The organism is Streptomyces sp. NPDC001606 (genome assembly GCF_053596835.1).
On the sequence record NZ_JBSFHC010000001.1, the window covers coordinates 942105 to 959984 of the forward strand.

General features: G+C 72.5%; 17 protein-coding genes and 1 pseudogene. 15 read left to right on the forward strand and 3 right to left on the reverse strand.

Features of this window, described 5'->3' with window-relative positions; translation table 11 throughout:
- Positions 1 to 119 precede the first annotated feature (119 nt).
- The 4 genes from ACWCV9_RS04115 (at position 120) to ACWCV9_RS04130 (ending at position 2866) form a co-directional block, all read left to right on the forward strand.
- Positions 120 to 917: an alpha/beta hydrolase gene (locus tag ACWCV9_RS04115; RefSeq protein WP_450784150.1), complete on the forward strand. Its 798-nt coding sequence runs from the start codon at positions 120 to 122 to the stop codon at positions 915 to 917.
- A 93-nt stretch (positions 918 to 1010) separates the two neighbouring features.
- Positions 1011 to 1343, forward strand: coding sequence for a DUF3140 domain-containing protein (locus tag ACWCV9_RS04120; protein WP_385845772.1), 333 nt, complete (start codon positions 1011 to 1013; stop codon positions 1341 to 1343).
- A gap of 19 nt (positions 1344 to 1362) precedes the next feature.
- Complete coding sequence (locus ACWCV9_RS04125) at positions 1363 to 2007, forward strand: endonuclease (RefSeq protein ID WP_450784151.1); 645 nt, start codon at positions 1363 to 1365, stop codon at positions 2005 to 2007.
- Positions 2008 to 2062: 55 nt separating this feature from the next.
- A complete protein-coding gene (locus tag ACWCV9_RS04130; protein ID WP_450784152.1) occupies positions 2063 to 2866 on the forward strand; it encodes an SAM-dependent methyltransferase in 804 nt (267 codons plus the stop codon).
- Between the two features lie 49 nt (positions 2867 to 2915).
- On the opposite strand, the gene ACWCV9_RS04135 is transcribed toward ACWCV9_RS04130, so the two are convergent.
- Positions 2916 to 3773, reverse strand: a complete 858-nt coding sequence (locus ACWCV9_RS04135) for a Cof-type HAD-IIB family hydrolase (RefSeq protein ID WP_450784153.1) — start codon at positions 3771 to 3773, stop codon at positions 2916 to 2918.
- A 163-nt stretch (positions 3774 to 3936) separates the two neighbouring features.
- On the opposite strand from ACWCV9_RS04135, the gene ACWCV9_RS04140 reads away from it, so the two are divergent.
- The 10 genes from ACWCV9_RS04140 (at position 3937) to ACWCV9_RS04185 (ending at position 14254) form a co-directional block, all read left to right on the forward strand.
- Complete coding sequence (locus ACWCV9_RS04140; RefSeq protein WP_450784154.1) at positions 3937 to 4746, forward strand: SAM-dependent methyltransferase; 810 nt, start codon at positions 3937 to 3939, stop codon at positions 4744 to 4746.
- 39 nt (positions 4747 to 4785) lie between these two features.
- Positions 4786 to 6189, forward strand: a complete 1404-nt coding sequence (locus tag ACWCV9_RS04145) for a glutamine synthetase (RefSeq protein ID WP_450784155.1) — start codon at positions 4786 to 4788, stop codon at positions 6187 to 6189.
- Positions 6190 to 6716: 527 nt separating this feature from the next.
- Positions 6717 to 7844 (forward strand): amidohydrolase family protein, encoded by a 1128-nt coding sequence (locus tag ACWCV9_RS04150; protein WP_450784156.1) that lies wholly within the window; start codon positions 6717 to 6719, stop codon positions 7842 to 7844.
- Positions 7845 to 7928: 84 nt separating this feature from the next.
- Positions 7929 to 8456 (forward strand): NUDIX hydrolase family protein, encoded by a 528-nt coding sequence (locus tag ACWCV9_RS04155; RefSeq protein WP_385845869.1) that lies wholly within the window; start codon positions 7929 to 7931, stop codon positions 8454 to 8456.
- Between the two features lie 99 nt (positions 8457 to 8555).
- Complete coding sequence (locus ACWCV9_RS04160) at positions 8556 to 9353, forward strand: COG4705 family protein (protein WP_450784157.1); 798 nt, start codon at positions 8556 to 8558, stop codon at positions 9351 to 9353.
- Between the two features lie 563 nt (positions 9354 to 9916).
- Positions 9917 to 10348, forward strand: coding sequence for a GntR family transcriptional regulator (locus tag ACWCV9_RS04165; protein ID WP_450784158.1), 432 nt, complete (start codon positions 9917 to 9919; stop codon positions 10346 to 10348).
- 94 nt (positions 10349 to 10442) lie between these two features.
- Positions 10443 to 11255 carry an ATP-binding cassette domain-containing protein gene (locus ACWCV9_RS04170; RefSeq protein ID WP_450784159.1) on the forward strand — a complete coding sequence of 271 codons (813 nt, stop codon included), beginning with the start codon at positions 10443 to 10445 and terminating at the stop codon, positions 11253 to 11255.
- On the forward strand, positions 11252 to 12208 hold the full coding sequence (locus ACWCV9_RS04175; RefSeq protein ID WP_450784160.1) for a transporter: 957 nt from the start codon (positions 11252 to 11254) through the stop codon (positions 12206 to 12208). The genes ACWCV9_RS04170 and ACWCV9_RS04175 overlap by 4 nt, the downstream gene beginning before the upstream one ends.
- Positions 12209 to 12301: 93 nt before the next feature.
- Positions 12302 to 13105, forward strand: coding sequence for a class I SAM-dependent methyltransferase (locus tag ACWCV9_RS04180; RefSeq protein ID WP_450784161.1), 804 nt, complete (start codon positions 12302 to 12304; stop codon positions 13103 to 13105).
- Between the two features lie 18 nt (positions 13106 to 13123).
- Positions 13124 to 14254, forward strand: a complete 1131-nt coding sequence (locus ACWCV9_RS04185) for an acyltransferase family protein (protein ID WP_450784162.1) — start codon at positions 13124 to 13126, stop codon at positions 14252 to 14254.
- A 59-nt stretch (positions 14255 to 14313) separates the two neighbouring features.
- Here ACWCV9_RS04185 and ACWCV9_RS04190 read toward each other — a convergent pair.
- A pseudogene (locus ACWCV9_RS04190) lies at positions 14314 to 14560 on the reverse strand (IS5/IS1182 family transposase); the annotation flags it as partial.
- A 45-nt stretch (positions 14561 to 14605) separates the two neighbouring features.
- Positions 14606 to 15646, reverse strand: coding sequence for a LacI family DNA-binding transcriptional regulator (locus ACWCV9_RS04195; protein ID WP_450784163.1), 1041 nt, complete (start codon positions 15644 to 15646; stop codon positions 14606 to 14608).
- 214 nt (positions 15647 to 15860) lie between these two features.
- Here ACWCV9_RS04195 and ACWCV9_RS04200 point away from each other — a divergent pair, with 214 nt between their 5' ends.
- Positions 15861 to 17846 carry a glycoside hydrolase family 127 protein gene (locus ACWCV9_RS04200; RefSeq protein ID WP_450784164.1) on the forward strand — a complete coding sequence of 662 codons (1986 nt, stop codon included), beginning with the start codon at positions 15861 to 15863 and terminating at the stop codon, positions 17844 to 17846.
- Positions 17847 to 17880 lie beyond the last annotated feature (34 nt).

Below are 17880 nucleotides of genomic sequence, written 5' to 3' on the forward strand. Positions count from 1 at the left end.
AGCTGGCTGGGTGTGTTCGGCAGCACGATTAATTAGCACTGCTAGTTTTAGACTATAGACCTCGGACCGGCCCGCTGGGAAGATCCCCCGGAACCTTCACCGAGGCACCTGGAGGAGATATGCCCCACGTCCGCGAGCATGCCCCGGACGGGATCGCCGTACGCGAGTGGCCGCACCCGGAGCCCCGCTTCCTGGCCCTCGTCGTGCACGGGTACGCCGAGCACGCGGGCCGATACGACGAACTGGCGGGCGTGCTCGGCGGGCACGGCGCGGCGGTGTACGCGCCCGACCACCAAGGGCACGGCCGGTCGGCCGGCGAGCGGGCGCTGATCGAGGACTTCGAGGACGTGGTCACCGAGGTGCACACGGTGGCCGAGTCGGCCCGGGCCGCGCACCCCGGGCTGCCGCTGGTCCTCGTCGGCCACTCGATGGGCGGCCTGATCTCGGCCCGTTACGTCCAGCGGTACGGCGCGGAGGTGAGCGCGCTGATCCTCTCGGGGCCGGTGATCGGGGCCTGGGAGCTGCCCGGGCGGCTGCTGGCCCTGCCCGAGATCCCGGACACCCCGATCAGCCCGGCCGCACTCTCCCGCGACCCCGCGGTGGGCGCCGCGTACGCCGCCGATCCGCTGGTCTGGCACGGGCCGATGAAGCGGCCGACGCTGGAGGCGTTCGCCCGCACCCTGGAGACGGTCGCCCGGGGCGGCGACGCGGGCGGCGTACCGGTGCTGTGGCTGCACGGCGACGACGACCGGCTGGTGCCGCTGCCCGGCAGCCGGATCGGCGTCGAGCGGCTGAGCGGCGGCCGGCTGACCGAGCGGATCTTCCCCGGGGCCCGGCACGAGGTGTTCAACGAGACGGTCAAGGAGGAGGTCTTCGCCGAGGTGACCGGCTTCCTGGACCAGGTCCTGCCCCGCTGACCGGGCCGGTTTTGCCCCCTTTGGCGATGGGCACCCGCCTGGGGACGAAAGACCGAAGGAAGAGCGAAAGAACCCAGAGGGAAGGGGAGACCCATGGCCGACGCCCTCGAACTCGAAGCGCTGTGGGAGGACTTCCACCGCGTGGTCAACATGACCTCGGCGGAACTCGCGGCCTGGCTCAGGGTCCAGGACGCCGACGAGCGCACCGAGCCGCTGCCCGAACGGGCGGGCTCGCCGCTCGGCCAGCATGTGCTCGCCATCCTCCAGAAGCGCCGTACCGACCTGACCGCGGACGACATCGGTGCGATGCACCAGGTCGTGGACACGGTCGCCGACCTCGTGGACATCGAGGAGGAACCCGTGGCGGAGGACACCGAGCGCCGCCACCAGCTGATGTCGCTGGGCCACGACCCGCTCAAGCCCTGAGCCCGCGCCGGGCACGGCCATGAACCGCGACGAACGGGTGCTGCACGAACTGCTGTCCCGGTACGGGCGGACCTACGCCGAGGAGGCGGACATCCGGCTGAGGGACACCCCGCAGCCGCTGTACCGGCTGCTCGTGCTGGCCCTGCTGCTCAGCGCCCGGATCCGGGCCTCGGTGGCGGTGGCCGCCGCCCGGGCCCTGCACGAGGACCACCTCGACACTCCGCGCCGCATGGCCGAGGCCGACTGGCAGCAGCGGGTCGACGCGCTCGGCCGGGGCGGCTACCGGCGCTACGACGAACGCACCGCCACCCAACTCGGCGACGGCGCCGCGCTGTTGCTGGACCGCTGGGGCGGCGACCTGCGTCGGCTGCACCGGGAGGCGCACGGCGACCCGGACGAACTGAGAGAACTGCTCCAGGAGGAGCCGGGCGTGGGCCCGGCCGGCGCCGACATCTTCCTGCGCGAGGCCCAGCGGGTCTGGCGCGAACTCGCCCCCTATCTGGACGACAAGGCCCTGTCCGGGGCGGCCCGGCTCGGCCTGCCGAAGGACCCGGACAAGCTGACCGCGCTGGCCGGGAACACCGAACCGGCCGTGCTGGCCGCCGCGTTGGTGCGGGCCGCGCTGGACAAGCGGGTGGCCGAGGAGTGCCTGCACAGCGCGTGATCGTGTCAGACTTCTCCTCGCAACTGACGTAGGTGACCGAGCCGAGGAGCAGTACGTGACGGGGACCGAGCCGGCCGCGCAGCGCATCGACACCACCCGGCCGCACCCGGCCCGGGTGTACGACTGGTACCTCGGCGGCAAGGACAACTACCCCGTCGACGAAGAGCTGGGCCGCAGCATCGCGGCCATCGACGGGGGCGCCCCGCGGGCCGCCCGCGCCAACCGGGAGTTCATGCACCGCACCACGCGCGCCCTGGCCGAGGACGGCATCCGCCAGTTCCTGGACATCGGCACCGGCATACCGACCGAGCCCAATCTGCACCAGATCGCCCAGTCGGTGGCGCCGGACGCCCGGGTCGTCTACGTCGACAACGACCCCATCGTGCTGGTGCACGCCCAGGCGCTGCTGCGCGGCACCCCGGAGGGCGTGACGGAGTACGTCCAGGCCGACGCCCGGGACCCGAGGGCGATCCTCGACCAGGCCGCCCGCGTCCTCGACCTGGACCGCCCGGTGGCCCTGTCGCTGATCGCGCTGCTGCACTTCATCGCCGACGAGGACGGCGCCCACGACCTGGTGTCCACCCTGGTCGACGCGCTGGCGCCGGGCAGCTGTCTGGTGCTGTCGACGATGACGGCCGACTTCGAGCCGGAGAACGTGCGCAAGGGCATCGCCGCCTACGCGGCGGGCGGGGTGACCCTGGTGGCCCGCTCGCAGAAGGAGGTGGCCGCCTTCTTCCGCGGACTGGAGCTGCTGGACCCCGGCGTCGTGTCGGTCGCCGACTGGCGTCCGCAGACCGCCCCGGACGGCGCCGGGCCGATCTCGCTGTACGGCGCGGTGGGCCGCAAGCCAATCCGCTGAGGCCCGCGTCCGCCGGGCCGACGGCCCCCCGCGCCGGTCCGGCCGACGTTTAGAGGCCGAGCACGCGGGCTATGGTCCGCAGCACCCCGTTGTCGTTGTTGGACGGGGCGAGGTGGCGGGCCCGGCGGACGACCTCCGGGTGGGCGTTGGCCATCGCGAAGGACCACTCGGCGGCGTCGAGCATCTCCAGGTCGTTCAGGTAGTCGCCGAACACCATGGTCTGCGCCGGGGTGATGCCCAGCGCCCGCTGGAGGCCGCGCAGGGCGGTGCCCTTGTCCGCGGTCCGGTTCATGACGTCGACCCAGTGCTCACCGGACACCACCACCCGGTGGCTGTCGGCGAACTCCGCCAGGGCGGGCGCGGTGGAGTGCTCGGCGGCCCCGAAGTCGAACACCGCGACCTTGATCATGTCGTCCTCGACCGCGGTCACGTCCTCGACGACCCGGTGCTCGACGTAGTACTTGCGCACCTCGGCCAGGAACGCCTCGTCGGTCCGCTCGACGTACGCCGAGCGCTTGCCGCACACCACGGCGCCCACGTCCACGCCGTCGGCGGCCAGCCGCCGTACCGTCCGGGCCACCCCGGCGGCGACCCCGGGCGCCAGCGGGTCGGAGCTCAGCTCCACGCCGTCGCGGACCACGTAGGTGCCGTTCTCCGCGATGAACACCATGCCCTCGGCGACCTCGGCGAACTGCCGGGCCAGCGTCGCGTACTGGCGGCCGCTGGCCGGGCTGAACAGCACGCCGCGGCGGCGCAGCTCGGCGAGCAGCGGCCACAGCCCCTCGGGCAGCCGCTTGGCGTCGTCCAGCAGGGTGCCGTCCATGTCGGTGACGACGAGCCGGATGTCGGCGGGGCCCTCGGGCAGGCCGGCGGGGTGGTCGAGGAGGGGGGCGGGCGTGGCGGGCATGTCCTGCTTCCGGTCGGGGCGGGGGTACGGCACCCCAGTGTTCCGCATGCCCGTGCGGGGTCCGGAGCCGCCCCGGACCGCCCGCGGTGCGCGGTTCCCGGGACAGCACGATCAACGAGCGGCACAATGACGGCGGGGAACCGTGCACGGAAAGGGCGGCGACGTGACCGAAAGGCGTGATCCGACGGCCGGTCCGGGCGGGCTGAACACCACCGTGGCGCACAACGCCCGGGTGTGGAACTACTGGATCGGCGGCAAGGACAACTACGAAGTCGACCAGCGGGTCGGTGAACAGGTCGCCGGGATGTTCCCGGTGATCCGGGCGGTGGCCCGCGCAGACCGCGAGTTCCTGGCGCGGGCGGTGCGCTTCCTGGCCGCCGAGCGCGGCATCCGGCAGTTCCTGGACGTGGGCACGGGCCTGCCGACCGTCGACAACACCCACGAGATCGCCCAGCGGATCGCGCCCGACGCCCGGATCGTCTACGTCGACAACGACCCGATCGTCCTCGTGCACGCGCGCTCGCTGCTGACCAGCTCCCCGGAGGGGGCCACGGACTACGTCGACGCCGATGTGCACGACCCGGAGAGCATCGTGCAGCGCGCCGCCGAGACCCTCGACCTGACCCGGCCGGTCGCGCTGATGATGCTCGGCATCCTCAACTTCGTCCTGGACACCGGCGAGGCCCGGGACATCGTGCGCCGGCTCATGGCGGCCCTGCCCTCCGGCAGCCATCTCGTCCTCACCCATCCGACGTACGACGCCGAGGTGGGCGGCGAGGGCAACGCCGCCGCGATGGAGTTCTGGAACGCGCACGCCACCCCGCCGATCACCGCCCGCAGCCACGCGGAGATCGCCTCGTTCCTGGCGGGCCTCGACCTTGTCGAGCCGGGGCTGGTGCCGTGCTCGCAGTGGCGCGCCGGGCCGGCGGCCGCCGTGGTGCCGCAGTACGGCGCGGTGGCCGTGAAACCCTGACCCGCCCCTGCACCCGGCACAGCCCGCGGAGGAGGACGTATGACCGCCCTTGCCGACCCCGTGCCCGGCGGCCGCACCGGTGATCTGCGGCGGGCCGCCGCGCTCACCGCCGAGCTGACCGCGGGGGGCGTGCACGGGATCGTACTGGCGTACGTGGACACCGCGGGCGTCGGCCGGGTGAAGACGATCCCGACGGCGCGGCTGGCGGCGGCCGTGTCCTCGGGGGTCGGGATGTCGCCGGTGTTCGACACGTTCCTCGCGCACGACTCCATCGTCGCCACGGACGTCCTCGGCTCCCCCGACGGCGATCTGCGGCTCTACCCGGACCTGGACCGGCTGACGGTGCTGGCCGGGCAGCCCGGCTGGGCGTGGGCGCCGGTGGACCGGATCACCCAGGAGGGTGCCCGGCACCCCGGCTGCACCCGGACCTTTCTGCGCCGGATCGTCGCCGGGGCGGCGGAGCGGCACGGCCTGTCCTTCCAGGCGGCGATCGAGGTGGAGTGGGCGGTCGGGCTGGGCTCGGCGCCGGCCGGGGAGTTCGTCCCGGCGGTGTCCGGACCGGCGTACGGCGCGATCCGCCAGGTGGAGCTGAGCGACTACACCGCCGACCTGCTGGCCGCGCTCGCCGCCCAGGACGTGGCCGTCGACCAGCTCCATCCGGAGTACGCGGCCGGGCAGTTCGAGATCTCGGTGGGCGCGCAGGACCCGGTGGCGGCGGCCGACCGCAGTGTGCTGGTACGGCAGACCGTCCGCGCGGTCGCGCAGCGGCACGGTCTGCGGGTGTCGTTCGCGCCCGCGGTGCTCGCGGAGGGCGTCGGCAACGGCGGCCATCTGCATCTGTCCTGCTGGCGCGCGGGCGTGAACCTGCACGCGGGCGGGGAGCGGCGGTACGGCATGACGGCCGCGGCGGAGTCCTTCGCGGCCGGCGTCCTGGCCCGTCTGCCCGCGCTGACGGCGGTCACCGCCCCCAGCCCGGCCAGCTATCTGCGGCTCAGGCCGTCCCAGTGGGCCGGGGTCTTCACGGCCTGGGGCCACGAGACCCGCGAGGCCGCTCTGCGGCTGGTCACCGGTACGGCGGGCCGCCGCGACCAGGAGGCCAACCTGGAGGTCAAGCCGGTGGACCTGGCCGCCAACCCGTATCTGGCGCTCGGCTGCGTGATCGCCGCCGGTCTCGACGGAGTGGCCGGAGCGCTGCGGCTGCCCGAGGAGATCACCGGGGACCCTGCCCGGTACGGCCCCGAGGAGGCGGCGGCCCGCGGGGTGCACCGGCTCCCCGAGTCGCTGCCGCGGGCCGTCGAGGAGTTCCGCGCCGACCCGGTGCTGCGGGCCGCGCTGGGCCCGGTCCTCGCCGACGCGATCACCGCCGTCCGGCTCGGCGAGGCGGCGTCCGTGGCAGACCTGGACGACGCCGGGGTGGCGGCGGCCTACCGCTGGGTGTACTGACGAACCGACGAAAGGACCACGGCGTGCCGACAGGATACCGGGCAGCACGAAAGCTGTCCCGGAGGACGCCGAGGAGGCATGGGCGCGGGTGGCAGGTGTTCCGCAGGGGGCGAGGGGTTTGCGGGGGCACCGGGGGGTGCCGAGGGTGCGCGCGGGGGCGGCGAGGGCATGCCGGAGGCACCGGAACCTGCCAAAGATGTCCCGCAGGGCGCGGCAGATTTGCCGGAGCGAGCCGAGGGTGTGCAGAGTGCCGAGGGGGCGCCCGGGGCCCCGGAAAAGTGCCGGGTGCCAGGAAACGCCGGAGGACGCCGGCGAGGTGCCGGGGCGTGCCAAGGGACGACCCCCGAACACCGCCGGAACACCCCCAGCAGCCGCCTTCCGGTCCGGCACGAAGAACTCGCGCCCCCCGCACACCGCAGCCACCCGAGAACACCCGGCATGCACCCGGCGACGCCCGCACAGCACCAGCCCATGCCCACAACACTCCGCCGGGTTATCCCGACGACCTGCCCGGGAAGGTGGTGTCCATGATCGCGTCCGGGCCGGTGCACGAGGTTCTCGCAGGGTTGCCGCTCGTCGACCACCACTGCCATGGCGCGGTGACCGCCGACCTCGCGCCGGCGGAGTTCGAGTCCCTGCTCACCGAGGGCGCGGCCTGGGCCGGTGTCTCGCCCTTCGACACGCCGGCCGGGGTGGCCGTACGCCGGCACTGCGCACCCCTGCTCGACCTGCCCCGGCACGCACCGCCCGAGGCCTATCTGGAGCGCCGCTCCCAGCTCGGCTGGGAGGAGGTCAACCGCCGCTTCCTCCGGGCGTCCGGAGCGGAGCTGTTCTGCGTGGACACCGGCTACGCCCCGCACCCGGTGACCTCACCCGCGGCCCTGGCGGAGGCCGCCGGTGCCGCCGCCCGCGAGGTCGTACGGCTGGAGCAGCTCGCCGAGGCGGTGGCCGCGCAAGGCGTCGAGCCGGACGCGTACGCGGGTGCGCTCCGCGCGTCCGCCGAGGCGGCCGCCCGCCGGCCGGGCGTGGTGGCGGTGAAGTCGATCGCCGCCTACCGCACCGGCTTCGCCCTGGACCCGGCGCGGCCCACCGACGCGGAGGTGACCGCGGCGGCCGCCCGCTGGCTCGCGCACGGCGGCCGGCTCACCGACCCCGTCCTGGTCCGGCACCTGCTGTGGACCGCCGTCGACCTGGGGCTGCCACTGCAACTGCACACCGGTTTCGGGGACGCGGACCTGCGGCTGCACCGCGCCGACCCCGCCCTGCTCACCGACTGGCTGCATCTGACCGGCGGCACGATCCCCGTCCTGCTGCTGCACTGCTGGCCCTACCACCGCCAAGCCGCCTATCTCACCGCCGTGTTCGAGCACGTGTACCTGGACGTCGGCCTCGCCCTGCACCACACCGGTCCGGCCCGCTGCCGGGCGGTGCTGGAGGAGGCACTGGAGATCACGCCGTTCCGCAAGCTGCTCTACAGCTCCGACGCCTACGGCGTGGCCGAATTCCACCACCTCGGCGCGCTGTGCTTCCGGCAGGGCCTCGCCGATCTGCTGCAAAGCCGGGTGGACGCCGACGAGTTGAGCCTGCCCGACGCCCTCCGCATCGCCGCCTGGACAGGGCGCGACAACGCCAGACGCCTCTACGGACTCACCTGACAGCCCCGCCCCCGACCGCATCCGAACCGGCGCGCAACCCCTGCGCGCGCCCCACCCGGAAAGTATGATCAAGCAATGTCTGACATGACCGAAACCACGCCCGGCTGGCTGACCACGGACGAGCTGGAAATGGCCAGGGCCCGGATGCCGATCCTGTACGTCGAGGCCGTGCCCGTGCGCGTGGACGACAGCGGCGAAGTCACCAGCATCGGGCTGCTGCTGCGCATCGGCCCGGACGGCACGGTCAGCCGGACCCTGGTCTCCGGTCGGGTGCTGCACCACGAACGGGTCCGTGACGCCCTGCTGCGCCATCTGGAGAAGGACCTCGGCCCGGTCGCGCTGCCCCGGGTCCCCGCCTCCCTCCAGCCCTTCACCGTCGCGGAGTACTTCCCGACGGCGGGGATCACGCCGTACCACGACCCCCGGCAGCACGCGGTGTCCCTCGCCTACATCGTGCCGGTGACGGGCGACTGCCGGCCCCGACAGGACGCGCTGGACCTCGTCTGGTTCAGCCCGCAGGAGGCGGCTTCGGCGGCCCTGCACAGCGAGATGCCGGGCGGGCACGGGGTGCTGCTGAAGCAGGCGCTCGCCCATGTGGGCCTGGTGTTCTGATCCCGGACCCAAGGCCGCGGCAACTCCTGCACCAGAGGCCCCAAAACAATGGCAAAGGGGGCTGGGGCCGGAACGGGGGGTTGTGCTTGGGTGCGGATCATGAGCACAGAGCACGTCCTCGACCACCGGCCCACAGGCCACGCACGCGCGCACATGCGCGAGAGTGCGACCAAGGTCCCGGCGGTCACCGTCTACTTCTGGATCATCAAGGTCCTCACCACCGGCATGGGCGAGACGGCCTCCGACTTCCTGGCCCATCTGCTGGGGCCGATCCCGGCGGTGGGGGTCGGCGGTCTCGCCTTCGTGGCCGCGCTCGTGCTCCAGTTCGCCGTCCGCCGGTACGTGGCCTGGATCTACTGGACGGCGATCGTCATGGTCAGCGTGTTCGGCACGATGGCCGCGGATGTGCTGCACGTCGGCCTCGGCGTCCCCTACACCCTGTCCACCCCGCTGTTCCTGATCGCCCTGGCCGCCGTCTTCGCCCTCTGGCACACCGTGGAGCGGACGCTGTCCATCCACTCCGTCCGCACTCGCCGCCGCGAGGCCTTCTACTGGGCCGCCGTCCTCGCCACGTTCGCCCTGGGCACGGCCGCGGGCGACCTCAGCGCCACCATCGGCCTCGGCTATCTCGGCTCGGTCGTGCTGTTCGCCGTGGCGATCTGCGTGCCCGCCCTGGCCCACCGCACCGGTCTGCTCGGCTCGGTGAGCGCGTTCTGGGCGGCCTACGTCATCACCCGCCCGCTCGGCGCCTCGCTGGCCGACTGGATGGCCCTGCCGGCCTCCCGGGGCGGACTGGCCTGGGGGCTCGGGCCGGTGACCCTGGCCTGGACCGTGGCGATCATCGGCTTCGTGGCCTTCCTCTCGGTGTCCCGCCGCGACACCGCCGACCTCGGCTGATCCAGCCCGCTCGGGACGGTCCGGGGGCTTCGCTCCACCTTCGCCTCACCTTCGCCTCACCTTCGCCTCACCGGCGAGCAGCCGCCCTCCCCCGGACCGAGCGACGCCTCGGGGCAGCGCCCGCCCCGCCCTCCGACATGGGCCCCGCTTCCCGCCGCCCGGCGCCGGGAAGCGGGGCCTTCTCCCTGCCGCGCGCGGTCCCGCCCCTGAGTCCCGCCGGGCTCGTCCTCCGTGAGGGCGCCAGGATTCGTAGCGGCGTTGTCAGATGCTCATGCTCGAAGGACTCGTTCCCGGCAGTGTTCACGTACGGCCGCCGCTGGGGGTGGTGCGGGCCGACGCCCGGATGCGGAAGGCGATGCTGTTCAGCGGGCCGCTGCTGGGCGAACGGTGATGCGCCGGCGCCGCGCTGCCGCCCGGATCCCGGGGAACGAGTCGGTCATGTCCGTTCCCTTCCGGAGCGCAGCAGCACTCGTCCGTCCCAGCGGGTTTGACATCGCCGCCGGACATCCACCATGCTTCCATTAATTCATTAATACAAGTGTGGTGGAGCCGAGGAAGGCGACGTGATCGACTACCGGATCGACCGTGGCAGCGGCGTACCGGCTTATGTGCAGATCGTCGAGCAGACCGAACGGGCGCTTCGGATGGGCACCTTGCAGGTCGGGGACAAGTTGCCCACGGCCAGGGAGGTGGTGGCGGCGACCGCCGTCAACCCCAACACGGTGCTTCGGGCCTACCGCGACATGGAGCAGGACGGTCTGGTCGAACTGCGCCGTGGCCTCGGGACCTTCGTGACGCGGTCGCTCGCCCGGCCCGAGGCGGAGAACGACTCTCCGCTGCGCCGGGAGGTCGCCGACTGGGTGGCTCGCGCCCGGGCCACGGGGCTGGAGCGGGCCGATGTCCTCGCCCTGGTCACAGCTGCCCTGGACGGCTACGACAACGAGCACGTCAGCACAACCCCAGGCGACTGGGAACGAAAGAAGGAGGACGCATGAGCGGGCCTGACGCGTCGGCGGCGCTGTGCGCCACGGGCCTGGGATTCCGGTACCGGAGGCGGGGTGGCTGGGCCCTGAGGATTGCAGCTTCGTCGTGCCCGGTGGCCGTATCACCGCACTCGTCGGACGCAACGGTGCCGGCAAGAGCACACTGCTGCACCTGGCCGGCGGCCTGCTGCGGCCTGCCTCCGGGCAACTGCGTGTGCTGGGCGCCGTACCCGGCACGTCGCAGGCCCGCGCCCGCGTCGCTCTCCTCACCCAGGACAAGCCGCTCTACCCGCGGTTCACCGTAGCGGACACCCTGCTGATGGGCGCGAAGCTGAACTCCTCGTGGGACCGGACGACCGCCGAGCGGATCGTCCGTGAGGGCGACATCCCGCTCCACGCCCGCGTCGGCGAGCTATCCCCTGGGCGGCGCACTCGCGTCGCGCTCGCCCTGGCGCTGGGCAAACGACCCGAATTCCTGCTGCTCGACGAGCCGTTGGCCGATCTGGACCCCGTGGCACGAGGCGAGATCATGGCGCAGCTGATGGCCGAGGCCGTGGAGCGCGGCATGAGCATCGTGCTGTCCTCGCATGTCCTGCCCGAACTCGAGGAGACCTGCGACTGGGTGCTGGTGCTGCGGGACGGCCGCGTCGAGCTGAGCGAGGACGTTGAGGCACTGCGGGGGAGCCATGCCGTGCTGACCGGGCCCGCCGGCCAGGCCGGCACCCTTGCCGGGGAGCACACCGTCGTGCGGAGCCGCACCGGCGGCAGGCAGCTGACCGCCCTGATACGGCAGCGCGGACCGCTGCGCGGCGACTGGCATGTCCAACGGCCCAGACTGGAGGACATCCTGATCGGCTACCTCCAGGCCGGTGAGCCGGGGCACCCGGCCCTTGTGGAGCGGACGGAGGCGGCGGCGTGAAGGGTTCCCTCTGGCTCGCATGGCGCCAGCAGCGCGTGTCGGCCGGCATCGGCGCGGCCGCCCTGGTCGTCGCTGCGGCGATCGCCGCGTACTACCGCTCGGGCATGCTGGACGCCCTGCACAGCGGGCTGTTCGACCACTGCGCCACCGGGCCGCTGTACTGCACACGGTCCGACACCGGCCTGCCTCTGCTGCTGGACGTCGAGCCGCTGAAGTACCTCGGGGTGCTCAACATCGCCCTGCCCGTCGTCATCGGCGTCTTCTGGGGCGCCCCGCTCCTGGGGCGGGACCGGGAACTGGGCACGCACCGCATGATCCTCGCCCAGGGCGTGAGCCGCGGTCAGTGGTTCGCCTCCCGGTTCGCCCTGGCCACGGCGACCACGATCGTCCTCTCCGGTCTGCTCGCGGGAGTGTTCGCCTGGTGGTGGCGACCGGCCGCCGACCGGAGCTACGGCCTGTTCTGGTACGACACCACGGCCCTGAGCGGCTCGGGCCCCCGCGTTGTGGCGGCCGCACTGTTCGGCCTGGCGGCCGGCACCCTGCTCGGCCTGCTGGCCCGCCGGGTGCTGGCGGCGATGGTCCTGACCTTGCTGGCGACGGGGGTCGTGACGCTCTTGCTGGAGTGGGCGCACCGGGCCCGGCTGCTGGTCCCGCCGCACACCTACGTCAGCGCCGGCAGCATCCCCAAACCGCCGATGGGCGAGAAGTGGTCGACCGGCGCTTACGGCCTGATCACCGCCGGCGGCCGCCACGACGACGTGCTGAACTGCCCCTTCCCGTCGGGCGCCCAGCTCAAGGAGTGCATGGCGGTGCACGGGTACGTCGCCCGGTTCTACGAGGCCAACCCGGCCGGCGACTACTGGACCTTCCAGTGGACCGACACCGCAGTCCTCGGCGGCCTGGCCGCTCTTCTCACGGTCGTCACCGTGCTGCTCCTACGCCGCCGCGTCTGACCGCGGCCGCCGCATCGGGACACATCGCCTTCACCCCCCTTCTCTTTCTTCATCCCTCACTGGGATCCCCTTTCGCACGGAGGTCGCTTCGCCATGCCCGCCGACGCCAAGTCGCCGAAGAAGCTGCGCACCAACCGCGCCGCCTTCACCCACAAGACCGGCTACGCCCTGCGCCATCCAGGCCGCGTCGTCCCGTACCTGCGCCGGGCCGGCCGGGACGCGTGGCTGCGCCTCAAGCACCCCGACCACGTCGGCTACTACCGCGCCGTCATGGCCTCGGACACCCGCCGCGACCCGCAAGCCGCGGTCGGCAGCCAGACCCACGACCGCTGGCTGGCTCTCGGGCAGATGCAGTTCGACTACCTCATCGAACACGGGCTGCGCCCCGACCACCGCATGCTCGACATCGGCTGCGGCAACCTGCGCGGCGGCTGGCACTTCATCAGCCACCTCGACACCGGCAACTACTACGGCATCGACATCTCGCCCGACATCCTGATGGCCGCCAAGAGGACCCTGATCGAGCGCCGTCTCCAGGACAAGCTGCCGCATCTGACCATCACCGGCGACCTCACCTTGGACTTCCTGCCCGACGACCACTTCGACGTCGTCCACGCACACAGCGTCTTCTCCCACTCGCCGCTGGAGGTCATCGACCAGTGCCTGGCGCACGTCGGCCGCGTGCTGACCGACACCGGGTTCTTCGACTTCACCTTCGACCGCACCGAGGGCACCGAACACCAGGTGCTGCGCGAGGACTTCTACTACCGCACCGAGACCCTCCTGGCCCTGGCGCGGCGGCACGGTCTGCACGCGCGGTTCATGGAGGACTGGGAGAAGCGCCCGCACGGCCAGTCGAAGATACGTGTCAGCCGCTCGCCCCTGCCCACCGTCTGAAGTGGGCGTGGTGGCGACATGTGGTTCGACAGAGACTCTCCCGGACCGCGGAGCGGGCCGGCGCGCCTGGCCGCGATGGACGGGCTCCGCCTGGTGGCAGCGGTCATGGTGGCCGCCTACCACTTCCTCGGCACACCCACCCCACATTTCTGGGGACGGACAGAACTCCGGGAGTTCGCGCCCTTTGTGCACGAGATCAGCCGCTACGGCTGGCTCGGCGTCGAGTTCTTCTTCGCCATCAGCGGCTTCGTCATCTGCATGAGCTGCTGGGGCCGGACTTTCGCACAGTTCGTCGTCTCCCGCATTGCACGGCTCTTCCCGGCCTACTGGTGCGCCGTACTCCTCGTCGTCGCTCTCGTCCTTGTCTCACGGGTGAACCACTGGCCGGCCGCCACCCGCATCGACCCTCGTACCGTGCTGGGAAACCTGACGATGGCTCCGGGACCACTGGGACTGGAACTGGTCGACGGAGTCAGCTGGACGCTCTGGGTGGAGGCCCGTTTCTACCTGCTGATGGCCGTGTTGCTCGTCTTCGGGCTGTCGCATCGGCGGGTGGTGACCTTCTGCGCAATCTGGCTCCTGGCCGGTGTCGTCGCCCTCGAACTCCAGTCTCCCCTACTCGACGAATTCGTTCTGCCTCGATACACCGGCCTCTTTGTCGCCGGGATCACCCTCCACCTCATGCAGAGGTTCGGCCAGAGCCTCCTGCTGTGGCTGCTGCTGGGTTTCGCCTGGTGTTACGAACTCACCGTGCTCGAACTCCGGGTAGCCGGTCACGCCGCCGTACCCCCCGGTGAGAGCCGGCCTTCCTGGGCGGTGTGCGCGGCCGTTCTCACGCTCTGTCTCGGGCTGCTGGCGCTGGCCGGTGTCGGAGGACCGCTGGCGAGGCTTCGATGGCGTTGGCTGGTCACCGCGGGGGGACTCACGTACCCCTTCTACCTCGTCCACCAGAGCATCGGCATTCCCTTGGCCAAAGGCTTGATCCGCGTCTTTCCGAGGCTGGGGCTGCTGCCTTCGATGGCGGTGTCCGTCGGCTGCGTGCTGGGGCTGTCCCTGCTCATCCACACAACGGTCGAGCGCCGGCTCGGACGTCTGCTGAGGCATCGCCTGACGCTCGACATGCGGTCTCAGGAACCCGCCGCAGCCTGACCAGGCGAGGGACCCCACTGTCCCCGGATGTGGAGATCAGTCAGCGGTCAGGCTCTTCGTATCATCTGTGGGGCGTCGCCCCACCGGCCCGGGTGATGACGAAGCGAGCGGACGGCGACCGCCCTCACCGGCCAGATGGATCTTCGAGGTGAAGCCGCCACGCGACCTCCCCAGGGCCTCATCCGACCGGTGCCGGGCCTGACGGCGTCGTCTGCCTGGCGCGAAGGGCGCCCGCCTACAGGCCCGGGCGGCGTATTGGTGGGCGCGGCAGACGGTGGAGTCCACGCTCACCACGGACCAGTCGCCCTTTCGGATCTTGCCGGCGTCGCGGCGCCCGAGGCCGGGCCCGCCTCACGTCGACTCCCGCACCACCAGCCGGCACGGCACCGTGCGCACCCCCGGTGTGGCCTCGCCCTCGTCGATCGCCTCCAGCAGGCGCAGGGCCGCGATCCGGCCGATCTCCGCGAGGTTCATGTCGATCGTGGTGAGCGGCGGCCGGCTCGCCAGCGCCATGGTGTCCCAGTTGTCGTAGCCGACGACCGCGATGTCGCCGGGGACGCCGACGCCCTGTTCGCGCAGCGCGTCGGTGACCCCGCGGGCGATCTGGTCGTTGCCGCAGAAGAACGCGTCCGTGTCGGGTGCCGTGCGCAGGACGGCGGCCACCGCGCGGCGGCCCCAGGCCTCGCTCCACTCGCCGAAGAGGACCCGGTCGCCGGCCGGCCCGAGACCCGCCTGCGCCAGGTGCCGCACCGCGTGGCGGGCCCGGTGCCGGGCGGCCGCGTGGTGCTCGGGGCCGGTGACATGGGCGATCCGGGTGCGGCCGGTGGACAGCAGGTGCTCCATGGCCAGCTCGGCGCCGCCCCGGTCGTCCGAGACGACGGACATGTCGCCGGGGTCCGTCGACGGTGAGAGCGCGTAGACCACCGGTACCGACTCCAGCCCGGTGATGCCGGTCAGCGGCGGGCGCGCGTCGGTGCGCCGGCCGGTGACGATGATGCCGTCGACCCGGCGGTCCATGAGGTTGCGCAGATGGTGCTGCTCCCGGATGGCGTCGCCGCGGGTGTCGCAGAGCAGGACCGAGATCTTCCCGGCGCCCAGCGCGTCCTCCGCGCCGAGCAGGACCGGAGTGCTGAAGCGGCCGATGCCGTCCGTGGTCATCAGGCCGACGGTCCAGCTGCGGCCGGTGTGCAGGCTCTGGGCGTGCTGGTTGGGCCGGAAGCCGAGGGCCGTCACCGCGTCCAGCACGCGCTGCCGGGTCTCCGGGCGCATCCGGCCGGCGCCGCTGAGCGCCTTGGAAGCCGTGCCCACGCTGACGCCCGCGAGCGCCGCGACATCGGCGAGCCTGGCCCGGCCGGCGGGGGAAGAGCCTGGAGCATCTGGGGCAGCGGGCACGAGCAAACCTTTTCCTCGACTATGGCGATCTGACCATCCTGGCAGGCGCGGCAGCCGGGTGCCAGTCCCCGGAAAAGATGAGAAAGCCCTTGCCACACCTCTTGACCCCGGGTCCCGGGTCCCCTCTACTTCTCGGGCAGGAAAACGATTGCTCAACGGCTTGCTCACTCGTTGCCCGGCCGCCGGTCGTCCCGGCCCCTTCCCCCGGAGAGTCATGCCCCGCACCAGCCCCGCCCCGTCCGCCGCCCCCGGTTCCGCCGCCTCTCCCGGTTCCGCCGGTTCCCCCGCTTCCGCCGCTTCCGCCGGACCGGTCCGCGTCGGTCCGGTCCGCCTCGGTCCGGACGCCCATGCCGCGCTGCGTCCGGCCACGGCCGCTGTCACCGCGGGCTTCTGGCACGCCCGGCGCGAGGTCAACGCCCGCACCTCCATCCCGCAGGGTCCCGGGCTGCTGGAGTCCGCGGGCAACCTGCACAACCTGCGGCTCGCGGCCGGCTCCGCCGAGGGCGAGTTCCAGGGCGCGTTCCCCTTCGTCGACACGGACGTCTACAAGTGGCTGGAAGCGGCGTCCTGGCAGCTCGCCCAGGGTCCTGACCAGGAGCTGGAGGCACAGGTCGAGGAGATCACCGCGCTGGTCGCCGCCGCCCAGCAGCCCGACGGCTACCTCAACACCTGGTTCCAGCTGGTCAAGGGCGGCGAGCGGTACCAGGACCTGCGGTGGGGACACGAGCTGTACTGCGCGGGCCACCTCATCCAGGCCGCCGTCGCCCACCACCGGGCCACCGGCCGGCCCGAACTCCTCGATGTCGCCCGCAGGTTCGCCGACCATGTCGACTCCGTCTTCGGCCCGCCCGGCAGCGGCAAGCCCGTCGACGGCATCGACGGCCACCCGGAGATCGAGACCGCGCTGGTCGAGCTGTATCGGGAGACCGGCGAGCGCCGCTATCTGGACCTGGCCGGCTACTTCGTCGACCGGCACGGCCACGGCCTGCTCGGCGGCGAGGCCTACTGCCAGGACCGGGTGCCGGTGCGCGAGGCGGCCACCGTGGAGGGTCACGCCGTACGGCAGCTGTATCTGCTGGCCGCTGCCGCCGACCTCGCCACCGAGACCGGGGAGGCCGAACTCCGCGCCGCCGCCGAGCGGTTGTGGCACGCCATGACCACCACCAAGACCCATGTCACCGGCGGCCTCGGCGCGCACCACGACGAGGAGGACTTCGGCGACCCCTATGAACTCCCCAACGAGCGCGCCTACTGCGAGACCTGCGCCGCCATCGCCTCCGTGCAGTGGAGCTGGCGCATGGCCCTGCTCACCGGCGAGACCCGCTACTCCGACCTGATCGAACGCACCCTGTTCAACGGCTTCCTGGCCGGGGTGTCGCTGGACGGCGAGCGCTGGCTGTACGTCAACCCGCTCCAGGTCCGGGACGGGCACACCGACACCGGCGGCGACCAGTCCGCCCGGCGCACCCGCTGGTTCCGCTGCGCCTGCTGCCCGCCCAATGTGATGCGGCTGCTGGCCGGCCTTGAGCACTACCTCGCCACCAGCGACGACGGCGGCCTCCAGATCCACCAGTACGTCACCGGACGCTACGCCGGCGCCGGTGTCGCCGTACGCGCCGAGACCGACTACCCGTGGCACGGGACGATCGCGCTCACCGTCGAGGAGACCCGGTCCGACGGCCCCTGGACCCTCTCGCTGCGCATCCCGCAGTGGTGCCGGAAGTTCCGGGTGCGGTGCGGGGAGGAGACGTACGACTCCGCCCTCACCGACGGCTGGCTGCGGCTGGAGCGAAACTGGGCGCCCGGCGACCGGGTCGTGCTGGAGCTGGACCTGGAACCCCGGCTGACCGCGGCCGACCCGCGCGTGGACGCCGTACGCGGCTGTGTGGCGATCGAACGCGGGCCGCTCGTGTACTGCCTGGAGCAGGTCGACCATCCGGGCGGCGGCCTGGACGCCATCGTCCTGGACCCGGCCCGCCCGCTCGCCGCCCGGCACCGCCCGGACCTGCTGGGCGGGGTCACCACGGTGACCGCGGCCGGGCGGCGGCGCAGCGTCCCGGACGCGGGCTGGTGGCCGTACACCACCGCCGGCGACCCGGCGGGGCAGGACGGCGAGCCCGTCGAGCTGACCGCCGTCCCCTACTACGCCTGGGCCAACCGCCAGGACGGCGCGATGCGCGTCTGGCTGCCCACCGCTTAAGCCCTCCCCCGCCCCTCCTCCACGACAACGAGGT

Coding starts and splice junctions, on each gene's coding strand:
- ACWCV9_RS04115 (WP_450784150.1), top strand. CDS start 120: ATGCCCCACGTCCGCGAGCATGCCCCGGACGGGATCGCCGTACGCGAG.
- ACWCV9_RS04120 (WP_385845772.1), top strand. CDS start 1,011: ATGGCCGACGCCCTCGAACTCGAAGCGCTGTGGGAGGACTTCCACCGC.
- ACWCV9_RS04125 (WP_450784151.1), top strand. CDS start 1,363: ATGAACCGCGACGAACGGGTGCTGCACGAACTGCTGTCCCGGTACGGG.
- ACWCV9_RS04135 (WP_450784153.1), bottom strand. CDS start 3,773: ATGCCCGCCACGCCCGCCCCCCTCCTCGACCACCCCGCCGGCCTGCCC.
- ACWCV9_RS04145 (WP_450784155.1), top strand. CDS start 4,786: ATGACCGCCCTTGCCGACCCCGTGCCCGGCGGCCGCACCGGTGATCTG.
- ACWCV9_RS04150 (WP_450784156.1), top strand. CDS start 6,717: ATGATCGCGTCCGGGCCGGTGCACGAGGTTCTCGCAGGGTTGCCGCTC.
- ACWCV9_RS04155 (WP_385845869.1), top strand. CDS start 7,929: ATGACCGAAACCACGCCCGGCTGGCTGACCACGGACGAGCTGGAAATG.
- ACWCV9_RS04160 (WP_450784157.1), top strand. CDS start 8,556: ATGAGCACAGAGCACGTCCTCGACCACCGGCCCACAGGCCACGCACGC.
- ACWCV9_RS04180 (WP_450784161.1), top strand. CDS start 12,302: ATGCCCGCCGACGCCAAGTCGCCGAAGAAGCTGCGCACCAACCGCGCC.
- ACWCV9_RS04185 (WP_450784162.1), top strand. CDS start 13,124: ATGTGGTTCGACAGAGACTCTCCCGGACCGCGGAGCGGGCCGGCGCGC.
- ACWCV9_RS04200 (WP_450784164.1), top strand. CDS start 15,861: ATGCCCCGCACCAGCCCCGCCCCGTCCGCCGCCCCCGGTTCCGCCGCC.